The organism is Amycolatopsis sp. CA-211722 (assembly GCF_056828465.1).
The window spans coordinates 6027129-6047059 of the sequence record NZ_CP184752.1 but is presented as its reverse complement, the minus strand read 5'-3'; the positions used below and the strand labels follow the sequence as shown (position 1 = coordinate 6047059).

General features: G+C 67.7%; 18 protein-coding genes. 9 read left to right on the top strand and 9 right to left on the bottom strand.

Features of this window, described 5'->3' with window-relative positions; all coding sequences use genetic code 11:
• Positions 1–11: 11 nt before the first annotated feature.
• A complete protein-coding gene (locus ACOCEP_RS28590) occupies positions 12–1307 on the bottom strand; it encodes a choice-of-anchor B family protein (RefSeq protein WP_482332150.1) in 1296 nt (431 codons plus the stop codon).
• Between the two features lie 685 nt (positions 1308–1992).
• On the opposite strand from ACOCEP_RS28590, the gene ACOCEP_RS28585 reads away from it, so the two are divergent.
• Complete coding sequence (locus ACOCEP_RS28585) at positions 1993–2220, top strand: hypothetical protein (RefSeq protein ID WP_482332149.1); 228 nt, start codon at positions 1993–1995, stop codon at positions 2218–2220.
• Positions 2221–2236: 16 nt separating this feature from the next.
• Positions 2237–2413 (top strand): hypothetical protein, encoded by a 177-nt coding sequence (locus ACOCEP_RS28580; RefSeq protein WP_482332148.1) that lies wholly within the window; start codon positions 2237–2239, stop codon positions 2411–2413.
• On the opposite strand, the gene ACOCEP_RS28575 is transcribed toward ACOCEP_RS28580, so the two are convergent.
• Entirely contained in the window at positions 2404–3657 is a 1254-nt protein-coding gene (locus tag ACOCEP_RS28575; protein WP_482332147.1) for an HNH endonuclease signature motif containing protein, read from the bottom strand. The genes ACOCEP_RS28580 and ACOCEP_RS28575 overlap by 10 nt on opposite strands.
• A 213-nt stretch (positions 3658–3870) precedes the next feature.
• On the opposite strand from ACOCEP_RS28575, the gene ACOCEP_RS28570 reads away from it, so the two are divergent.
• On the top strand, positions 3871–4476 hold the full coding sequence (locus ACOCEP_RS28570) for a hypothetical protein (protein ID WP_482332146.1): 606 nt from the start codon (positions 3871–3873) through the stop codon (positions 4474–4476).
• A gap of 48 nt (positions 4477–4524) precedes the next feature.
• Here ACOCEP_RS28570 and ACOCEP_RS28565 read toward each other — a convergent pair whose 3' ends face one another.
• A complete protein-coding gene (locus ACOCEP_RS28565) occupies positions 4525–5124 on the bottom strand; it encodes a TetR/AcrR family transcriptional regulator (protein ID WP_482332145.1) in 600 nt (199 codons plus the stop codon).
• 164 nt (positions 5125–5288) lie between these two features.
• Between ACOCEP_RS28565 and ACOCEP_RS28560 the strand changes: the two genes are divergently transcribed.
• Genes ACOCEP_RS28560 through ACOCEP_RS28550 form a run of 3 tightly spaced genes read left to right on the top strand, consistent with a single transcriptional unit; the run spans position 5289 to position 8777 of the window.
• Positions 5289–6077, top strand: coding sequence for an SDR family NAD(P)-dependent oxidoreductase (locus tag ACOCEP_RS28560; RefSeq protein WP_038523608.1), 789 nt, complete (start codon positions 5289–5291; stop codon positions 6075–6077).
• 26 nt (positions 6078–6103) lie between these two features.
• Positions 6104–7231 carry a DUF5938 domain-containing protein gene (locus ACOCEP_RS28555; protein ID WP_038523611.1) on the top strand — a complete coding sequence of 376 codons (1128 nt, stop codon included), beginning with the start codon at positions 6104–6106 and terminating at the stop codon, positions 7229–7231.
• Positions 7232–7247: 16 nt separating this feature from the next.
• Entirely contained in the window at positions 7248–8777 is a 1530-nt protein-coding gene (locus ACOCEP_RS28550) for an AMP-binding protein (RefSeq protein ID WP_482332144.1), read from the top strand.
• Here the strand turns inward: ACOCEP_RS28550 and ACOCEP_RS28545 are convergent.
• Complete coding sequence (locus ACOCEP_RS28545) at positions 8774–9679, bottom strand: Lrp/AsnC family transcriptional regulator (protein ID WP_038514898.1); 906 nt, start codon at positions 9677–9679, stop codon at positions 8774–8776. The two genes, ACOCEP_RS28550 and ACOCEP_RS28545, sit on opposite strands and share 4 nt — an antisense overlap.
• Positions 9680–9890: 211 nt before the next feature.
• Here ACOCEP_RS28545 and ACOCEP_RS28540 point away from each other — a divergent pair, with 211 nt between their 5' ends.
• Together ACOCEP_RS28540 and ACOCEP_RS28535 are read left to right on the top strand one after the other, a co-directional pair.
• A complete protein-coding gene (locus tag ACOCEP_RS28540) occupies positions 9891–11552 on the top strand; it encodes an amidohydrolase (RefSeq protein ID WP_482332143.1) in 1662 nt (553 codons plus the stop codon).
• Entirely contained in the window at positions 11549–12829 is a 1281-nt protein-coding gene (locus tag ACOCEP_RS28535) for an MFS transporter (protein ID WP_482332142.1), read from the top strand. Before ACOCEP_RS28540 ends, ACOCEP_RS28535 begins: the two co-directional genes overlap by 4 nt.
• Here the strand turns inward: ACOCEP_RS28535 and ACOCEP_RS28530 are convergent.
• The 5 genes from ACOCEP_RS28530 to ACOCEP_RS28510 form a co-directional block, all read right to left on the bottom strand.
• Positions 12826–14400 carry a succinic semialdehyde dehydrogenase gene (locus ACOCEP_RS28530; RefSeq protein ID WP_482332141.1) on the bottom strand — a complete coding sequence of 525 codons (1575 nt, stop codon included), beginning with the start codon at positions 14398–14400 and terminating at the stop codon, positions 12826–12828. The genes ACOCEP_RS28535 and ACOCEP_RS28530 overlap by 4 nt on opposite strands.
• Before the next feature lie 92 nt (positions 14401–14492).
• Entirely contained in the window at positions 14493–16139 is a 1647-nt protein-coding gene (locus tag ACOCEP_RS28525) for a GMC family oxidoreductase (protein WP_482332139.1), read from the bottom strand.
• Between the two features lie 116 nt (positions 16140–16255).
• On the bottom strand, positions 16256–17095 hold the full coding sequence (locus tag ACOCEP_RS28520) for an LLM class F420-dependent oxidoreductase (RefSeq protein ID WP_482332138.1): 840 nt from the start codon (positions 17093–17095) through the stop codon (positions 16256–16258).
• Positions 17096–17138: 43 nt separating this feature from the next.
• On the bottom strand, positions 17139–18305 hold the full coding sequence (locus tag ACOCEP_RS28515) for a CaiB/BaiF CoA transferase family protein (RefSeq protein ID WP_482332137.1): 1167 nt from the start codon (positions 18303–18305) through the stop codon (positions 17139–17141).
• The gene (locus ACOCEP_RS28510; protein WP_482332135.1) at positions 18302–19456 is read right to left on the bottom strand and encodes an acyl-CoA dehydrogenase family protein; all 1155 of its coding nucleotides are present in this window, start codon (positions 19454–19456) and stop codon (positions 18302–18304) included. Before ACOCEP_RS28510 ends, ACOCEP_RS28515 begins: the two co-directional genes overlap by 4 nt.
• A gap of 102 nt (positions 19457–19558) precedes the next feature.
• On the opposite strand from ACOCEP_RS28510, the gene ACOCEP_RS28505 reads away from it, so the two are divergent.
• The gene (locus ACOCEP_RS28505) at positions 19559–19903 is read left to right on the top strand and encodes a hypothetical protein (RefSeq protein ID WP_482332134.1); all 345 of its coding nucleotides are present in this window, start codon (positions 19559–19561) and stop codon (positions 19901–19903) included.
• Positions 19904–19931 lie beyond the last annotated feature (28 nt).

Here is a 19931-nt window from a genome sequence, read left to right as displayed (position 1 = left end):
CTGCCCGCCGGTCACTTGCCGCCGAGGTTCGGCTTCACCACGACCAGGCCCTGTTCGATGCCGTTGACGATGACGATGCCGCTGGCGAAGTACGGGTAGTTGCTCCACGCGCCGTTGAAGCTCGCCGCGTTGCCCGCCGGGTAGATGTCGAAGTACCCGACCTCGGACAACCGCGCCGACGCGACGCCGCTGACGTCCAGGATGCGCAGGCCCGCCTGGTAGTTCGCCTGGTAGGAGTACTGGCCCTTGATGTACTGGTTGTGGTCGATCGCGGTGGCCGGCGAACTGTAGACGCCGGTGTGCACGGGCGCGGACAGCTTGGCCAGGTCCCAGACGTAGGTCTTGGTGCGCTTGTCGGTGCCGCGCGACTCGTCCAGTTCGTCGTCGAGCAGGAAGTAGCGCTGGTCACCGGTCAGCCAGCCCTGGTGTGAGTACTGCGCGCCCGAGTAGCCCTTGCGCGAGATCTGGACCGGCCTGGCCTTGTCGGTGACGTCGACGATGGTCAGCGTGTCCTCGTTGGCGTTGAAGCAGATTTCCCGGCCGCTGTAGGCCGTGTCCGGGCCGCGGTAGACGACGCACTGCGTGTCGTGGGTGTAGCCGTCCTGCGACACGCAGCCCGCCTTGGCCGGCGCCTTCGGGTTCTGGATGTTGACGACATGCGGTCCGCCGCTGCACGTGTTGGAACCGATCGCGTAGGCGAAACCGGTCTCCTCGTTGATCGCGATGTTGTGCGCAGGACCGAATTCCCGGTACAGCGCGTCGGCGGTGAAGGTCTGCGGTGTGGTGACGGTGCGCAGCCTGGTCAGGTCGAACACCTGCATGCCGTGGCCGGTGATGAAGTCGGCCACGATGAACGCGTGGTTCTTGTACACCTTCATGTCCCGCCACGAGCTGCTGCCGCCGTTGGAGGGCAGGTTGCCGAGGAACTTCGGTGCGGTGGGGACGCTCAGGTCGACGAACGCGGTGCCGTTGGTCCGCCCGACGATGGCATATTCCTTGCCTGACGACGGGTCGGTCCAGCCCCAGATGTCGTTGCCGTTCCCGCCGCCGAGGCCCGACAGCGGAAGCACGCTGAGCAGGTCGACGTTCTTGCACGGGTATTTGTCGGCCATGCCGTTGACGCACGGGACACCCGCCTCGGTACCGGTGACGGCGTGCCGTTCCGCCGGGACGTGGTCGGCCAAGAAGGTCCTGGCCGCGGCTTGTCCCTCCGGCGTCTCGGGATCGTGCGCGGACGCCGCCGTCATCGAAAACACCAACGCGGAAGCCGTCAGAACGGCCATCCCCATCATGCGCACGAGCTTCATCGAGGCACTCCTCACCGGGTTTCGGTCGGCTTCCGACGGTAAGAGCACCCACTCCCGATGTATCCCCCCGAACGGCTGGGGCTTTTAACCGTTTATGAGAAGTCTGGGGGCGCTTGTCTCCTCCTCTGCAGCGCAGGCAAGTCTGGGACGGAGCCCAGTGCGGCGGTGTTGGTCAGAGGACTCGGATCGTTCTGGTGCGTGGCCAGTGAGGTCTTCCGGTTCGGTACCGAGGACTTGGCTGGTGGTCCCGGCGAAGGCTTGCACCAGACCGAGCAGGGGCGTTGTGTCCACCGAGTGACCGTCCAGGAGAGGCTCTCCGCGAATACGCGAATCAGCTCTGTGGCCTGGTGACGGACATAGGCGGGATCTACGACACCCAACGGCGCGTAGAGGTTTCTGGCAGTCGCGGCGAGGTCGAGACGGCGCTCACGCAGTGCTCGGTCGAGTTCGGCACCGTCTCGAAGCTTGTCGCCGGCGTATCTCATTTCCACCCGCAAGTTCGAGATCGCGGCGGGAAAGGCCGTGTAGATCCGAAGACGTTGATCACGCCAGTATCGCTCGGTCTCTAGTTCACGCTCCTCGCGTTCCCGGGCTTGCTCTCGGCGCCAGCGCCGATCTTCACGATGGGCATTGACGAACTGGCCCGCGACCACGCCGATGATCTCTGACAGTGCCACTGGACGGTGTGGCCGAAACGATCCCCCCGTGGTCGCTCACCGACGACAGCCTCGTCGAAACCAGTGAGGACGGCTCACTGGTGGTCGTCACGCGCTGGGGCGAGCACGAATTCCCGACCACGGAACCGCTGGTGGTGGAATCGTTGCGGCGGATGGCCTTGGGGCCGGTGTCGCTGGCGAACGTGACGTCGTCATGGGAGCCCGTCGAACGGGAACCCGATCTCGAAGTGAACTGAGGATCCCTGCTCGGTCGTGACCGGTCTGGTGGTGATGGACTGTGTGGATTTTGGTGCGTTGGATGACCAGAAATCCACACAGTCGTGCGTGATCGGTCCGATCAGGAGCGGCCGGATATCGGTGGAGCCTGGCGGGCATGACGAAGGGCCCGTCGCCGGCGTGGCCGACGGGCTCTTCGGGGTTCAGCGGTGATGCAGGGTGTTGCGGCGGGGTTGTCGGAGCGGGTCCCGGTATTGAGGCGGGATGAACTCCGGTAACCCATCGGCCGCCATCCGGACTTCCCAGTCACCGTGGTGAATCAACCGATGGTGGAAGCCACACAACAGCACCAGATTCCGAAGATCCGTCGGCCCGCCATCTACCCAGTGATGAATGTGATGGGCGTGGCAATTCTTGGGCTTCCGATGACAGCCCGGGAAGGCGCAGCCACCGTCTCGGATGTTGAGCGCACGTCGTTGGCCTGGGGTGACGAACCGTCTCAGCCGTCCCATATCCAGCGGCTCGCCGGAGGCGCCCATCACAACCGGCACCATCAGGCAGTCGCACGCGGCGAGCCGGGCTTCCCGCGCGGTCATCGTCCCCACGAAATCCAGGCACGCGGTCCCGAGACCGGATTTGAGTTCGTCGAGTCCGATGGTGACGTGGACGAGGGTGCGGTAACCACTGGTGCCGGGCTGGTCCGGGCAGGCGATCGCCAAGTCGAGGAGGTCGGCCCAGGCGTCTCCCATGCGTCCGCATTTCATCCGCAGATCCGCCTGCCCGAACTCGTCCACCGGCCGAGGCTGCGCATGCGCCTCCAACGCGGCCGCGGTCCGGGCCCCGGTCTCGTCATCGAGCAGGCCGGTGAGTTTCCAGAAGCCGTCTTTGCGGCGTTCCAGGGTGATCTCCCGGCGTGGTTCCTTCGGCTCAGACTCCTTGGGTTCCTTGCCATCCGGATCCAGCAAGCCCAGCAGATTCGCCTCAGCCTCGGCGAGTTGCCGGGGTCCGGCAGTCGGGGCAAGATCGCCGAGGATCTGCTCCGCACCCGCCCGATCTTCGGCCGAAATCTCGGCGGGGAGTTTCTTCAAGATCTCCAGGATCTGATCGATCCGCTCATTCCCGACCAACCCCTGAGCCGCCACCGCGGCAGTCGCCGGTGCGAGAGGTGGAACCTCCGTGCCATCCAAAGCACGCGTCGGGTTCAAGGCGATCGCCCGCTTCACCACCGCGCCCGCTTCGCCGCGCGATAGTCCCGCCAGATCCGCGAGCCAGCTCGCCGTGCTGCCATACCCGTACAAGTCCTTGGCGCCCCGAGACTCGATCTCCGCCAGGAACCGCCCCAGACAAGCGGTCGCCATCCGGATCACCTGCAACGACTGCTGCACGCCATGGGCAAGCTCCAGCTTGCCGGCGCGCCACAGTTCCTGCGGCAACTCGGGGAGGAAAGTCTCGGACACCCCACAAGAATACCAGAAATCGAACACATGTACGAATATGAAGGAGTTTCGAAAGCGGATTCAAGGCTTGCGCGCATCACCGTATTCCCAGCAGGCCATTGGCGTTCTCGGTGTCACGCCGACCGATCGGCTCCAACAAACCGAAACCTCAGTAAGCGCTTTCTGCTAACATCGATCCGCTCATCGAACCGACACAAAGGAGAACAGCACGCAGTGACGTCACCCGCAGCACAGCTCGCATCAGCCCTCACCGCGACCATCGAAGAGAAAACCGCACGAGGCTCGACCGACCGACTGCCACCCACCCAAGGCTGGCATCCCGGCGCCAGAATCGGCGCCACGGCCGAGCTCGGCGCACTCCTCGCCTACAACGAAGACGGTTCCGCCGGCATCTGCAACCTCGAGAACGGCCGCGGCACGTGGCTGAACCTGCAACCCCAAGACCAAAAACAAGACCAAGACCGGCGCCCCTACTCGGTCTGGCGCTGGACGGCCGCCTACAACGGCCGGCCCGCCTGCCTGATGGGACGCCTCGCCCCCGGAGCGGCCAGACTGGAGCTCCACGCGAGCGACGGCACAGTCGCCGAAGCCGACATCGTGGACGGCACCTTCGCCGCCGAAATAACCGTGGACATGGTCAGCCTCCGCCACGCTCGGGAAAGACTGGAAGCCCATGAAGCCGCTTCCGCGGAAGGCCGCGCGGAGTTCGAGCGGCTGATGGCCGACTCGCGAACGGAAATGACGAAGCTCAAGGTCCGGGTCTACGACAGCGCCGGAACCCTTCTTTACGACGGCGCGGCGATCAACGCCACCGACTAGCGGCAAGCCGTTCGATGGGCTCCACCTCCAGGAGCCCATCGAACGGACTTACGAGACCAGCCGCCGGAGCAACGACCCGGCGTCCTCGGCGAGACCGTCGGCGAGATGGTGCAGCAGCGCCTGCTGGAACAGGCCGTCGAAAGCCGCGTAAGCGACCTGCTGCGTCACGACCGGCGAAGCGCCGGCGAGTTCGGCGTAGCGCTCCACGACCCGCCAGATCATCGCCTGCCGCTGAGTGTCGATCTCGAGCACGTCGGCGCGGAACGCGGCCTCGAACAGGCTCTGGTTCCGCAGGTCGTACCACAGCCGGTGCATCACGGCGTCGGCCCGCAGCGTGCCCGCCATCGCGTCGCCGAATCCCCGTTCGAGCTCCTCGGCCGAACGCGCCATGGCCACGACCTCGTCGTAGCGGGTCACGCACACTTCCTCGAACTTGCGGACCGCGTAGGTCAGCAGTTCCACCTTGTCGGTGAAGTAGTAGTGCAGCACCCCGTGCGAGAAGTTGGACTTCTGCGCGATCTCCCGCAGGCTCGTCCTCGCGTACCCCAGCTCGGACAGCGCCTGCAGCGCGGACTCCGCCAGTTCCGCCCGGCGCTGGGCGAACTTGTCCACGCTCCGGCGTGCGATCCGTTCGCTCGTCTCGGTCACCACGAGTTCCTGTCCGGTCCGGGAGCCCGCGCCTGCCGCGGGACCCTCAGTCTAGCGTCGCGGATTTCTTGACGACTGTCCAAGAAAATCTTGACGACTGTCCAAAACTGGCTCAGGATGTGACCCACACCGCAACCGCGGACCGTCTCAAGGAGGAGAAGTCCATGGGTTCGTACGACCTTTCGGGCCGAAAAGCCCTGGTCACGGGTGGCGCGCAGGGCCTGGGCGCCGGAATGGCCGAAGCGCTGGCACAGGCGGGCGCCTCGGTGGTCATCGGCGACGTCCAGGAGGATCTCGGGCGCGCCACCGCCGACAAGCTCGACGCGGGCTTCGTCCGGCTCGACGTCACCGACGAACAGAGCTGGGAGCAGGCGGTCGACGCGGTCATCGGCGAACTCGGCGGGCTGGACATCGTGGTGAACAACGCCGGCGTCGAGATCACCGGGCTCGTCGCCGACCTCGACCCCGCCGACGTGCGCAAGATGCTCGACGTCAATGTCCTGGGCACCGCCCTCGGCGTGAAGCACGCCTTCCGCGCGATGCGGCCCGGCGGTCCCGCGGGCGCCGGTGGCGCCGTCGTGAACATCGCCTCGGTCGCCGCGACCATCGCCTTCCCTGGCATCGCGGGCTATTCGGCGACGAAATCGGCGGTCGACCGGCTCACCAGGGTCGCCGCCATGGAGGCCGGGAAACTCGGCTACGGCGTGCGCGTCAACTGCGTCTACCCCGGCCTCGTCCCCACCCAGATGGGCAATCAGCTCGCGCAGGACGTCGTCGAGGTCGGCCTGTTCCCCAGCGTCGAGGACGCCATCGGCGCGGTCGTCGCGCAAACCCCCGCCGGGCGGCTCGGCGAAGTCGCGGACATGGCCGACGCCGTCGTGTTCCTCGCCTCCGACGCCGCCCGCTTCATCACTGGCGCCGGGCTCCCGGTCGACGGCGGAATGGGCATGTGACCAGCACGAACCCGAAAGGAATCACCATGAGCAGCCCCAAACCCGTCGTGGTCTACGGCGCCTCCGGCTACACCGGACGGTTGATCTGCGAGTACCTGCGCGAGTACAATGTCCCGTTCATCGCCGCCGGCCGGGACAAGGCCCGCATCCAGGAGGCGATCGACCACGTCCCCGGTCTCGACACCATCGATCACGAGGTCGTCGAGGTCTCGCACGACGTCGAAGCGCTCACCGAACTGTTCCGCGACGCCAAGGTCGTGTGCAATACCGTCGGCCCGTTCAGCGAGTACGGCCACGAAGTCGTCGAAGCCTGCCTGCGCACCGGAACGCATTACCTCGACACCACCGGCGAACAGGACTGGCTGATCGCCTCCGAAGAACGCTACGGCGCGCAGATGGCCGAGAAGGGCTTGCTGCTCTCCCCCGGTATCGCGCAGATGTACACCACCGGCGAGATCGCGGCGAACCTGTGCCTGGAGACCCCGGGACTGGACACTTTGGACATCCTGGTGTTCTGGAAGGGGTATCCCACGGTCGCTTCGACGAAGACGATCCTGGTCAACGCCGCGCTGTCCGCCGCGTACTACCTCGAACAGAACGAGTACCGACCCTGGCCCGCCGACGGCGGACTGCAGGACGTCACCGTGCCCGGCCATCACGAAACCGGGCTGGCCCTTCCCTGGGGCGGCACCTCGCATCCGGTCTGGTTCAAGAACGACGCCCGCGTGGCCAACGTCAAGGCCGTCGGCGGCGTCTTCGACCGCGCGCTCATGCAGGGGGTGCCGCAGATCGTCGCGGCCGTCCTGGAACAGGTGAAAGACCTGCCGCTGGACGAGAAGATGCGCGTGCTGGCAGAGCAGGCCGCCGCGGTGCGCGACGAGATGCCGCCGCGAGAGAACCAGCGGCTCAACACCTCGCTGGATTCGGTGCACGCCTCGGGGCCGCTGGGCCGCGCGCACTGTGTCATCCACGGGACCTGCAATTACAAGCAGACCGGGTTGATGCAGGCTTACGGCGCCTACTCGCTGCTTCAGCAGCCGCCGAAGCGCGTGGGGTTCGCCTCCGGGTGCCAGGCTTTCGGCCACCGCGAACTGCTCGGCGTGCTACGAAGCTTCGGGCTGGTTTCGAATCCGGTCTTGACCGTCCACGACTGACCGGAAGGACGAGCGCGTGCGACTGACCGACTACCTCGACAAGGGCGCTTCACTCGATCCGGCGGCGCCCTGCCTCACCATGGGTGACACGTCCCTCAGCTACGGCGACGTCCAAAAGCTGTCGTGGCAGGTGGGGCGGGCGCTGGCCCGGTCCGGCGTCGAGCCGGGCGACAAGGTGGCGATCCTGTCCGGGAACGATCCCCTGTCGTTCGGCTGTGTCTTCGGGATCAGCCGGGCCGGTGCCGTGTGGTGCCCGGTCAACCCGCGCAACGAGGCCGCCGAGAACAGGGAACTGCTCGACCTGTTCGACTGCACCTGTCTCCTGGTGCAGGAGTCGTTCGCACCGCTCGTCTCCCGGATGCTCCCCGACCTGCCGAAACTGTCCACAGTGGTCTGTCTCGACGGCACGATGCCCGGCGCCGTCCCGTTTTCCGGCTGGATCGGCGGCGACGAGCCCTGGGAGGCAACCCCGCCGGACGACATGGTCCTGCTGGTCGGTACCGGCGGCACCACCGGCCATCCCAAAGCGGTGATGCTCAGCGGCACCAACGTGGAGACGATGTCGGCGCTCACGCTGATGAGCTACCCGTTCACCGGCCGCCCGCGGTACCTGGCGCTGGCGCCGCTGACCCACGCGGCGGGCGTGCTCTGTTTCCCGGTCCTGACCCTCGGCGGCGAGATCGTCGTCATGCCCTCGCCGGACCTCGGCGAATTCCTCGCACTGGTGGAACGCCGCCGCATCACGCACACCTTCCTGCCACCGACACTGATCTACCTGCTGCTCGACAATCCGGCGCTCGACGCCGCCGATCTGTCGTCGCTGCAATGCCTTTGGTACGGCGCCGCGCCGATGTCGGCCACCAAACTCGCCGAAGCGATCACCCGGATCGGCCCGGTCTTCGGGCAGTTGTTCGGGCAGAGCGAAGCCCCCATGATGGTGTCCACCCTCGCGCCCGCCGAGCACGTCCATCCCGATGGATCCCTTGCCCTGGAACGGTTCACGTCGGCCGGTAAGCCCACTCCCCTCACCCAGGTGGCGATCATGTCCGCCACGGGCGAGCTGCTCCCGCCCGGCGAACGCGGCGAGATCGTCGTCCGCGGTTCGCTGGTGATGCTCGGTTACTACAAGAATCCGGACGCGACGGCGGAGGCGAGCGCGCACGGCTGGCATCACACGGGCGACATCGGTTACCTCGACGAGGACCACTACCTCTACATCGTCGACCGCGCCAAGGACATGATCATCACCGGCGGTTTCAACGTCTATTCGGCCGAGGTCGAGCAGGCGCTCATGGCGCACGAAGCGGTGCAGGACTGCGCCGTGATCGGGCTGCCGCACGAGAAATGGGGCGAGCAGATCACCGCCGTGGTCCAGCTCCACTCCGGGAGGACGGCGGCGGCACAAGAGCTCCGCGCCGCGGTCAAGGAGCGGCTGGGCAGCATCAAGACGCCGAAGGAGATCCTGGTCTGGCCGGATCTCCCCCGGTCCAAGATCGGCAAGGTGCTCAAGACCGAGATCCGGAAAGCCTTGCTGGACAACGCCTAGCGGCGCGCGAGTTCCTCCGCGGTCGGCAGCGGCCACTCGTAGCGTTCCTTGGCGATGCGGAGGTGGACCCACGTCTCCGCGGTCACGACGTCGGGCCTGCCGCTGATCTCTTCGAGCGCCCGGTCGAGCGCGCGGGCGGACTGCGCGGCGATGGTGGCGACGACGTCGAACCGGCCGATGGTCCTGGCGAGGAACTCGGTGTCCTCCCGCGCGGCGAGCGCGGCGGTCACGGAATCCCCGGCTCCCCGCACGTTCAGGCCGATCCCGCAGACGAGGCCGGCGTCCGGCCGCGCGCGGCTGAGCACCGGCGCGATCCGGATGACGTCGTGTTCGACCAGGAAGCGCACGCGGGTGCGGGTGGCCGACGGCGACAGCCCGACGTGCTCGGCGATACGCGCGTAGCTTTCCCGGCCGTCGGCCTGCAGCCGCAGCATGATCGCGAGATCGCGGTCGTCGAGCCGCAACCAGGGCGGCAGCGGACGGCCGGGCATGAACAGCCCCTTGACCACGTCCACGTAGACGAGGGTGTTGACCTGCTCCACCTCCGGCAGGCCGCGGATGTCGGCCACCGTGCGATAGAGCTCGGGCGAGTCGGGCAGGCGCAGCTCGGCGACGGTCTGGTGATCCCCGCTCACCGCGGAGACGAACGCCGCGGCGGGCAAGGCCGCGATGGCGTCCGTCGTCGCCTGCGAGCGGCCCGAAGTGCGGATGGCGAGATGTGCGTACGCGGTCAGGCCGAGGAACTCGGGGTGGACCGCCGCGACCACGTTCAGCGAGCCGTCGGCCTTCAGTTGTTCCAGCCTGGCCGACACGGCCGACCTGGAAGCCCCGACGCGTTTGGCCAGATCGGCGACGCTCATCCGGCCGTCCGTGCGCAAAGCCGCGACCAGCGCGTCGTCCACGCGATTTCTCCTCTGCTGAATTTCCGACGGCGAGACGCACCATATCACCAGCAGAAACCCGGCAAAGACAGCCGAGATAGCGCGTTGTGTTCATGATCGCGCGCAGATCGATCGTGAACACCATCCGTACACGACCGATCTGATTGCGCTGACGGTTTTCGTCGCTTACCTTCGCCCCACTTCACCGTCGAAAACCCCAGGAGTCCGCCCGATGCGCCTGTTGCCCCTCGATCGTTCAGTCCTCGACGCGCGAGCGACGATCCTGCGTCCCGATGAGCTGGTGACCGTCGACGACGCCACCGAAGGCGCCGAAGCAGTACTCGTGTTCGGCGAGGAGATCGCCGCGGTCGGTTCGGTGGACGAATGCCGTGCCCGCGCGGCGGGCCTCGGCCGTCCCGATCCGGAGGTGCGGCGGCTGCCGGGCACGCTCCTGCCGGGATTCGTCGATCCCCACGCGCATCCCTTGATGTACGGGCAGATGATGACCTGGGTCGACTGCGGTCCCGAACGCGCGTTGACCATCCCCGCCATCGTCGCCCTGCTGCGCGAGGCGGCCGAGAACACCCCGGCGGGCAGGCCCGTCCGCGGTTACGGCTACGAACACCGCAACCTCGCCGAGAAACGCCATCCCCGCAAGGAAGAGCTCGACGCGGTCGCCGACGATCGCGAGGTCTACCTCATGAACGCCAGCGGGCACGGCGGTGTGGTGAACAGCTTCACGTTGCGGCGCAACGGCGTCACCCGGGACACCCCGGATCCCGACGGCGGGGTGTTCTTCCGCGACGAGCACGGCGAACTCACCGGGGAGCTCTCGGACGCCGCGTGCAACATCCTCACCGGGGTCACCGGGGTGAAGGTCGGACGGCACGGGCCGAACTTCCACCTCGAGGACGAGCCGGAGGAGCACGCGCGGCAGCTGGCCGCGGCGCAGGAGAAGTTCCTCGCCGCCGGGGTGACCGCGATCGGCGACGCCCAGGTCACGCGCCGCGAGTTCGACATGTACCTGCGGCTGGACGAAGCCGGGCGGCTCAAGACACGCGTCCACATGTACTTGCTTTCCCATCTGCTCGACCAGGCCCTGGAAATGGGACTGCACGGCGCTTTCGGCACCACCCGCCTCGCTTTCGCGGGGATCAAGTTCTACGCCGACGGCACCCTCGGTGGCTGGACCGCGTACTTCCCGGATGGCTACGTCGGCGATCCCTGCCGTACTGGGCAGCTCTACCACGACCCGAAGGACTACGCCGCGCTCATCGACAAGGCCCATGAAGCCGGGCTCCAGACCGCGACCCACGCCCAGTCCCCCGACGCGATCGCCATGGTGCTCGACGCCATCGACGACGCGCAGCAGCGGAATCCCCGGCCGGACGCGCGGCACCGCATCGAGCACTGCGGGCTGCCGTCCCCGGAGCAGATCGAGCGGATGGCCGCGCTCGGCGTCCATCCGGTCAACCAGCCGCAGCACTACTACAACTGGGGCGAAGGCGTCACCGACGCCGTCGGGACTCCCGGCGAGCGGTTCAACCCGCTCGGCGAGTTCCAGGCCGCGGGCGTGCCGGTCACGCTGAGCTCGGACGCCCCGGTCGCGGAACCGAATCCGCTCGAAGCCATCCAGACCGCGGTGACCAGGACGACCCGCCGCGGCCACCGGCTCGGCGGGGACGACCTGCTGATCGACGTCCGGTCGGCCGTCGCCGCGCATACGATCGCCGGCGCCCGGGTGCTCGGCCGGGAACGCGACCTCGGCTCGATCACCCCCGGCAAACGCGCGGATTTCGTGCTGCTGGACGAGAATCCCCTGACCTGCGACCCGAGCCGGATCGCGGGCATCGGCGTGCTGGAAACCTGGATCGACGGCGAGGTGGCCCGATGACCGTCCGAACCGACACACAGTCGCTCCGCCGTGCCCGCCGGGCCGGGCTCGCGGCCTTCGTCGGCACCACGATCGAGTGGTACGACTTCTACATCTACGCCACGGCCGCGAGCCTCGTCTTCGGCACCGTGTTCTTCCCCGCCACCGGCGACCGGCTGACCGGTGTCGCGGCGGCCTTCGCGACGTACGCCGTCGGGTTCTTCGCGCGGCCGCTCGGCGGCATCGTGTTCGGGCACGTCGGCGACCGGGTCGGCCGCAAGACCGCGCTCGTGATCACGCTGACCATGATGGGCGCGGCGACGTTCCTGGTCGGCTGTCTCCCCGGTTACGGCCAGATCGGCACCTGGGCGCCGATCCTGCTCGTGGTGCTCAGGTTCGTCCAGGGCCTCGCTGTCGGCGGCGAATGGGGCGGCGCCGTGCTCATGGCCGTCGAACACGCGCCACCGGACAAGAAGACCTTCTATGGCGCGTTCGCGCAGGCGGGCAACCCCGCCGGTGCGCTGCTGGCCACCGGTTTGTTCAGCCTGCTGAGCACTGGCGGCACAGAATGGCTCGCCACCTGGGGCTGGCGGATCCCCTTCTTCGCGTCCGTGCTGCTCATCGGTGTCGGCCTCATCGTGCGGCTGAAGGTCGAGGAGTCACCGGTCTTCGAGGAGACCGTCGAAGAAACCGGCGTGCCGATCCTGTACGCGGTGCGGACGAACTGGAAGCCGATCCTGCTGGGCATCTGTGTGCTGCCCGTCGCGGTCGGCGGCTACTACCTCGTCACCACCTTCGCGACGGCGTACGCGACCGATCCGGCCGTCGGCGTCTCCGAATCGCTGGTGCTCAACGCGCTCACCATCGCCGCCTTCGTCGAACTGGTCGTCAGTTTCGGCGCGGCCTGGCTCGGCGATCGCTTCGGCCGGGTGCGGGTGGTCGTCATCGGCCTGGCCGGGGTCGCCGTGCTCGCGGCGCCGCAGTTCCTGGTGCTCTCGACCAAGAACGCGGTGCTGATCATCGCGGCGTTCGTGGCGATGCGCCTGGCGATGACGGCGACATACAGCCCGATCGCCGCCATCCTGTCGCAGATGTTCCGCCCACGGGCGCGCTACACCAGCATCTCGCTGTCCTATCAGCTCGCGGGCGCGCTGTTCGGCGGCCTCTCGCCGTTGGTGTCGACGCTGCTGTTCCAGGCGACCGGCAGTGTCTGGCCGGCGATCGGCCTGCTGATCGGGATGTGCGTGCTGAGCATCGCCTGTGTGCTGGCCGCGCCTCAGCACACCGACGAGGTCTAGCGGATGCGCAAGCGCCGCATGAGTTTCAGGCCGGACAGCATCCCTTCGACGTACTTCTCGTAGGTCTGGCCGCCGCGGGGACCCATGACCTGCTTCTTGAGCACCGCGACGTTCTTGACGTCGGTGTACTTGAGCAGGCCCTGGTCCCCGTGGCGGGCGCCGACGCCGGAGTTCTTGACCCCGCCGGACGGCGTCCCCTTCGAGGCGTACGCGGTGGCCAGGATGTCGTTGATGTTGACGTTGCCGGACTCGATCCGTGCGGCCACGGAACGCGCGGCGCCGACGTCACCGCCCCAGACGGAGGCATTGAGGCCGTACTCGGTGTCGTTCGCGAGCTCGACGGCTTCGTCGACCGTGCGGTACTTGTGCAGTGCGACAACGGGTCCGAAGGTTTCGGTGACGCCGCACAGCATGTCCTTCGTGACGCCTTCGAGGATCGTCGGCTCGAAGAACGCCGGGCCGAGATCGGGCCGCGGCTTTCCTCCACAAAGGATGGTCGCCCCCTTGCCCACGGCATCGTCCACATGGGACTTGACCCGGTTCATGTGGTCGACGGAGACGAGCGAGCCCATGTCCGGCCCGAAGTCGTACGCGGCACGGACGTCGAGGTCCTTGGTCTTGGCCACGTACGCGTTCTTGAACTCCTCGTAGCGGGACTCCGGCAGGTAGATCCGCTCGATATGCATGCAGATCTGCCCGGTGTTGCCGAAAGCGCCGAAGATCGCGCCCTGCACGGTCTCGGCGAGGTCGGCGTCTTCGAGCACGATCATCGGGTTCTTGCCGCCGAGTTCGAGGCAGCAGCCGATGAGGTTGCGGCCCGACTGTTCGCCGATCACCCGGCCGGTGGCGGTGGAACCGGTGAACATCACGTAGTTCGCCTGGCCGATGAGCGTGGGGCCGACGTCGGGGCCCTCGCCGCACACCACCTGGAACAACCCCTTCGGCAGCCCGGCCTGCTCCAGCAGCTCGACGCCGTAGAGCGGGGACAGCGCGGTCTTGTTGTCGGGTTTCAGCACCACCGCGTTCCCGGCCATCAGCGCCGGGACGGCGTCGGAAATGCCGGTGGCGAACGGGAAGTTCCACGGCGCGATGATCCCGACCACGCCCTTGGGCTGCCGGATCTCGGTGGACGTCGTCAGGAACGGGACCGGTCCCCCGCGTTTCGCCGGCGCCAGCAGTTTGGCGGCCCGCGTGAGGTAATGGCTCATCACCATCGCCGGATCGCAGGTCTCCTCGATCGCCATCCGGCGGTTCTTGCCGCTCTCGACCTGGATGAGGTCGGTGACGGCCGGCGCGTTGTCGACGAAGAGCGTGTGCGCGCGTTTGAACACCTCCAGCCGCTGTTTGAGCGGGGTGGCGGCCCACTTCTCCTGCGCGGCGCGGGCCGTGGTGAACGCCTGCTCGATGTCGGCGGGCGTCGACTGCGGCAGCTCGACGAGCACCTCGCCGGTGTAGACCTCGGTGAGTTTCCAGGTCGCGCCGGACGAGCCCGGCACGCGGGCGACGAGCCGTCGGAGGAACGCGTCGGTCACCGACGCCGGACGGGTGAGCGCGAGCGGTGTGACGGTCATGGCCCTCTTTCCGTCAGTTGTCCGAATATCTGGTAGTGAACCCGCGTCCGCGATCGACGCCGGGCGGGTTCACGCGTTTGGTCCCTTCTTGGTCATCCCTCAGCTCCGCCACCCGTCCCAGACAAGACGAGCTGCGCACCCATTTCGCCGATCATGATGGCGGGCGCGTTGGTGTTGCCACCGGTGATCGACGGCATGATCGAGGCGTCGCAGACCCGCAGGCCCTCGACCCCGCGAACCTTGAGGTCGGGACTCACGACAGCGAGCTCGTCCACGCCCATCCGGCAAGTGCCGACGCCGTGGTACACCGAGGTCGCGCGGTTCAGGATCGCGTCGCGCAGTTCCTGTCCCTGCAACGCTTTGCCGGGGTGCAACTCCTCCTTGATCGAGCCGTTGAACGCCTTCGACGCGAAGATCTCGCGAACCATCTCCGAGCCCTCACCGAGCACCTCGAGATCGCCCGGATCGGACAGGTACTGCGGGTCGATGAGCGGCGCCGCCGTGGGATCGGCCGAGGCGAGACGCAGCGTGCCTCGGCTCCTCGGGTAGATCAGCGTCGTGAGCACGGTGAGCGCGGGCCGTTTGTCGACGTCGTGGCGGATGGGCGCGTCCTGGTTCGGCGTCACGTACGCCCACGGCAGGAGATGCAGCTGGAGGTCGGGCACCTCGGCGGCCTGGGAGGTCTTGAGGAAGGCGACCGCCTCGAACACCGAGTTCGCCAGGAACGTCGTTCCGGGTCGCATCAGTTCGCTGACGAGGCCGCGCGCGAAGTACGGCGGCGTGCCCCGGTTCTTGCTCGACGACGCGCGGAAGGTCAGCGCGTGGAACATGTGGTCGTGCAGGTTGTCCCCGACCGGCAGGTCCGCGACGACGTCGATGCCGTGTTCCTTCAGGTGCTCGGCGTGCCCGATCCCGGACAGCATCAGCAGCTGCGCGGATCCGACGAAGCCCGCCGAGAGGATGACCTCCTTGCCCGCGCGCAGGATGCGCTGCCCGCCGTTCGCGTCGACGACCTCGACACCGACGGCGCGGCCGTTCTCGATGACCACCTTCTTCGCCAGCACTCCGGACTGGACCTGCAGCGTGGCGGGCGCGAGATGGTGGATGTAACCGCGCGAGGCGCTGTAGCGCAGGCCGTCGGCGGCGTTCTGCTGCATCCGGCTGACGCCCTCTTGGGACTCGGCGTTGTAGTCGTCGAGGATGTCGCAGCCGATGGCGTCGGCCGTCGCCTGGAGGAACTGGAGCGTGCCCTCCTGCGGGGTCTTGTTGCGGGTGACCCGGATCGGCCCGCCCGCACCGCGGAAGTCGCTCTCGCCGTCCTCGAAATCCTCCATCCGCTTGTACGCGGCGTTGACGCTGTCGGCGTCCCAGCCCTTGTTGCCCTCGGCGGCCCAGGAGTCGAAGTTGGCGCGGTTGCCGCGCACGTAGACCATCCCGTTGATGGAGCTGGAGCCGCCGACCACCTTGCCGCGCGGCACCGGCATCCGGCGATCGAGAACGTGTTTCTGCGGCACCGAGTAGTAGCCCCAGTCGAACGGCTTCTTGAGCTGCGGCACCGCGTGCATCGGGCCGACCAGCCCCGGCTTCTTGACGAGCATCTTCTCGTCCGTCTTACCCGCCTCGAGCAGGATCACGCTGGCCCCGGCCTCCGCCAGCCTGCCGGCGACCGCGGCTCCCGAGCTGCCCGATCCGACGACCACGTAATCGGCCTCGTCGCCGCGCGCAGCCCTGTTCGCCATGTCCGCTCCTCGGTCGCCCACCGTGCAGAACTGTAACCTGTTCTAGTTCTGTCACCGTATAGCGAGACCGGCCGGTTCCGCAACGGGCCGTCGCTCCCCGGCCGGCCTCCGAGACCTCAGCGCAGCGGTTCGAGCGCCTTCGCGAGCGGCTCCAGCACGGCGGGGGTGTGCGGCGGCGGTAGGTAGATGATCGCCAGGTCGAGCCCCACTTCACCGAGGGCTTCGGCGTCCGCGGCCACCTTCGCGTAGTCGCCGTCCGCGCCGAGGCGGACGTGCGAGGACAGGGTGATCTCCTTCGGATCCCGGCCGATGTCCGCGCAGTGCCGGTGCAGCACCTCGCGCTTGTGGGCGAACTCCTCCGGCGTGCCGCCGACGAAATTCCAGTGCTGGGCGTACTTCGCGGTCGTGCGCAGAGTCCGCTTCTCGCCGCTGCCGCCGATGCAGATCGGCGGATGCGGCTTCTGCACGCCCTTCGGTTCACAGCGGGCGTCGGTCAGCTGGTAGTGCTCGCCCTGGAAGCTGGTGGTCTCCTGGGTCAGCAGGCCGACGAGGATCTCGCAGGCCTCCTCGAACCGGTCACTGCGCTCCTTGATGGTGCCCAGTTCCATGCCGTACGCGCCGGATTCCTCTTCGTTCCAGCCCGCGCCGACGCCGATCTCCAGCCGTCCACCGGAAACGATGTCCAGTGTCGCGGCCATGTTCGCGAGCAGCGCGGGGTGACGGTAGTGGATCCCGCTGACCAGCGTGCCCACCCGGAGCCGTTTCGTGGCCTGCGCGAGCGCGGTGAGCGTCACCCACCCTTCCAGGCACGGGCCGGTCGAATCCGAGAAAATGGGATAGAAGTGATCGAAGGTCCAGCCCGATTCGAAGAGTTCGATCTCGTCGGCGGCCTGCCAGACGGCGAGCATGTCGGACCAGACGGTGTCCTGCGGCGAAGTCTTGATGGCGAATCGCATGATCTCGAGCGTAAACCTGGAGTTCCTCCAATCGCTCCCGAAATCAGCGGGCGATGCCGCGGCGAAGGTAGTCGTCGGCGTCCACTCCGGACTCGACGAGCAACGCACGCGTGTGCGCCCCCAAGGCCGGGACGTCGCCCATGCACGCCTCGAAATCGTCGAACGTCACCGGCGGCAGCAGCGCGTCGATCCGGGCGAATTCGGTGCCGACCTTGCGCCAGCGATCGCGCGCCCGGAGCTGAGGATGGTCGGCGACCTGACCGACGTCCTTGAGCTGAGCGGCGGGAACACCGGCCGTGGCGAGCCGTTCGTCGAGTTCGCTGTTGGACCACAGCGATGTCCTCGCGGCGACGGCGGCGTCGCATTCCGCGCGGTGGGCGACCCGCTGGACGTTGGTGGTGAAGCGCGGGTCGTCGGCGAGTTCGGGCGCGTCGAGGACGTCGGTGACGAGCGTGCGCCAGCCGGTGTCGTTCTGGACGCCGATGAGCATCTGGCCGTCGCGCGTGGGGAAGGCGTCGTACGGCGCGATCGAACTGTGGCTCAGCCCCATCCGCTCGGGTTCGGTGCCGGCGTACATCCGGGTGTTGAGCGCGTATCCCATCCATTCGACGGTGGCTTCCAGCATCGAGACCTCGATCGTCGCGCCCTCGCCGGTGCGCCAGCGGCGCAGCAACGCCGCCAGCACCGCCTGCGCGCAGTACATGCCCGAAGCGATATCGGCGGTCGGGATGCCCGTCTTCGCCGGCGCGTCCGGGGTGCCGGTGATCGCGATGAGCCCGGCCTCGGCTTGGACCAGCATGTCGTAGGCCTTGCGCCGCTCCATCGGCCCGCCCGCGCCGAACCCGGACAGGTTCACCACGACCAGCTCGGGATGGTCGGCTCGCAGATCGCCGAAACCGAGCCGCTCCGCCGCGCCGGGCGCGAGGTTCTGCACGAACACGTCGGCCTTCGCGACCAGCCGCCGGACGACGTCACGGCCTTCGTCGGTCTTGAGGTCGACGGCGAGCGACTCCTTGCCGCGGTTGAGCCAGACGAAATGCGCGCCGCTGCCGTGGACGGCGTGGTCGTACGCGCGGGCGAAATCCCCGCCGTCGACACGTTCGACCTTGATCACCCGCGCGCCGAGGTCGGCGAGGTTGCGGGTGGCCAGCGGTGCGGCCACGGCCTGTTCGACGGCGACGACGGTGACCCCGTCGAGTGGCCGCGTCATGTCTTCTTCTCGGCCCGCACCAGCCCACCGCCGATGATCAACCGCTGGATCTCGCTCGTGCCCTCGTACAGTCGCAGCAACCGGACGTCCCGGTAGATCCGCTCGACCGCGACCTCGCGCATGTAGCCGCTTCCGCCGTGGACCTGCACCGCGAGGTCGGCGACCTTCCCGGCCATTTCGGTGCAGAAGAGCTTCGCCGCCGACGGCGCGATCCGCCGGTCCTCCCCCGTCACATACGCCCGCGCCGCCTCACGGGCGAGCGACCGGCCGGCGAGCACACCGGTCTGCTGATCGGCCAGCATCGCCTGCACCAGCTGGAAATCCCCGATCGGCGTACCGCCCTGGGTCGCCGTCGCGGCGTACGCGACCGACTCGTCGAGCGCCCGCTGCGCCGTCCCGACCGCGAGACCCGCCATGTGGATCCGGCCGCGCGCCAGCGACGTCATCGCCGCCTTGTGGCCGACTTCGCCGTCTCCACCGACCAGCGCCTCGGACCCGACGCGGACCTGCGAGAACGTCACGTCCGCGGTACGCGAACCCTCCTGCCCCATCTTGGCGTCCTTCGCCCCGACCGTGATGCCCGGCGCGTCGGCGGGCACGAGGAACACCGCGATCCCGGTGTCGATTCGCGCGAAGACCACGAACAACCCGGCCTCGGTGGCGTTGGTGATGAACTGCTTGCCGCCGTCGATCACCCAGCCGTCCCCGTCCGGCTTCGCGCTGGTCCGCAGGCCGGCCGGGTTCGATCCGGCACCCGGCTCGGTGAGCGCGAACGACGCGACGACCTCACCCGACGCGATCCCCGGCAGCCACCGGTCCTGTTGTTCGCGGGTGCCGAACCCGACCAGCACCTGCCCGGCGATCCCGTTGTTCGTGCCGAACATCGACCGCAACGCCAGGGACGTGTAACCCAGTGTCATCGCCACCTCGACGTCTTGCACCAGATCGAGGCCGAGCCCACCCCACTCCTGCGGGATCGCGTACCCGAACAACCCCATCGCCGCGGCCTGCGCCCGCAGATCCGCCGGAATGGCGTCCGTGCTCATGATCTCCAGCTCACGGGGCATCACCCGGGTGCGGACGAAATCGTCGATCTGGCCGAGAACGTCCGCGAACACGTCGCCGGGGACGTCGGGGTTGCCGGTGTACATGCCCTCACTATCGATCACCGGCCGGACTTCGGTCCACCTTCCCGAGTGGATCCGGCCGCGAGACCTATCGGAGATCTTGATCTTCGTCCTAACGTCGTCCCCATGCATACACGTACCGCTTTCCTCGCCATGGCCTCCGCCGTCGCCCTGTGCTTCACGATCCCCGCGACCGCGTCCGCGGCCGACGGCGAATTCACCTACCGCTACTACGACGAAGACGAAGAAATCCAGGTCGGCACCCTGGTGGATCCGGACGACGGCGAATGCATCGAAATACCCGAAATAGCCGACTGGGACGTCGACGCGTTCCGTCCGCGGAACGACACCGACTCGACCGCCGTGGTGTTCCTGGACGACGACTGCTCGAGCGACTCCTACTTCTCGCTTCGCCCGAACGGCGGCCGGGGCTCGGACAGACTTCTCTTCCGCTCGGTCATCTTCAGTTAGGCCGAGCGGACCTCGACACCACCCTCCG

What these genes read in the sequence shown, in the direction of transcription:
- ACOCEP_RS28590 (WP_482332150.1), bottom strand. Translation starts at nt 1,307, where the DNA reads ATGAAGCTCGTGCGCATGATGGGGATGGCCGTTCTGACGGCTTCCGCG.
- ACOCEP_RS28560 (WP_038523608.1), top strand. Translation starts at nt 5,289, where the DNA reads ATGGGTTCGTACGACCTTTCGGGCCGAAAAGCCCTGGTCACGGGTGGC.
- ACOCEP_RS28555 (WP_038523611.1), top strand. Translation starts at nt 6,104, where the DNA reads ATGAGCAGCCCCAAACCCGTCGTGGTCTACGGCGCCTCCGGCTACACC.
- ACOCEP_RS28540 (WP_482332143.1), top strand. Translation starts at nt 9,891, where the DNA reads ATGCGCCTGTTGCCCCTCGATCGTTCAGTCCTCGACGCGCGAGCGACG.
- ACOCEP_RS28535 (WP_482332142.1), top strand. Translation starts at nt 11,549, where the DNA reads ATGACCGTCCGAACCGACACACAGTCGCTCCGCCGTGCCCGCCGGGCC.
- ACOCEP_RS28530 (WP_482332141.1), bottom strand. Translation starts at nt 14,400, where the DNA reads ATGACCGTCACACCGCTCGCGCTCACCCGTCCGGCGTCGGTGACCGAC.
- ACOCEP_RS28525 (WP_482332139.1), bottom strand. Translation starts at nt 16,139, where the DNA reads ATGGCGAACAGGGCTGCGCGCGGCGACGAGGCCGATTACGTGGTCGTC.
- ACOCEP_RS28520 (WP_482332138.1), bottom strand. Translation starts at nt 17,095, where the DNA reads ATGCGATTCGCCATCAAGACTTCGCCGCAGGACACCGTCTGGTCCGAC.
- ACOCEP_RS28515 (WP_482332137.1), bottom strand. Translation starts at nt 18,305, where the DNA reads ATGACGCGGCCACTCGACGGGGTCACCGTCGTCGCCGTCGAACAGGCC.
- ACOCEP_RS28510 (WP_482332135.1), bottom strand. Translation starts at nt 19,456, where the DNA reads ATGTACACCGGCAACCCCGACGTCCCCGGCGACGTGTTCGCGGACGTT.
- ACOCEP_RS28505 (WP_482332134.1), top strand. Translation starts at nt 19,559, where the DNA reads ATGCATACACGTACCGCTTTCCTCGCCATGGCCTCCGCCGTCGCCCTG.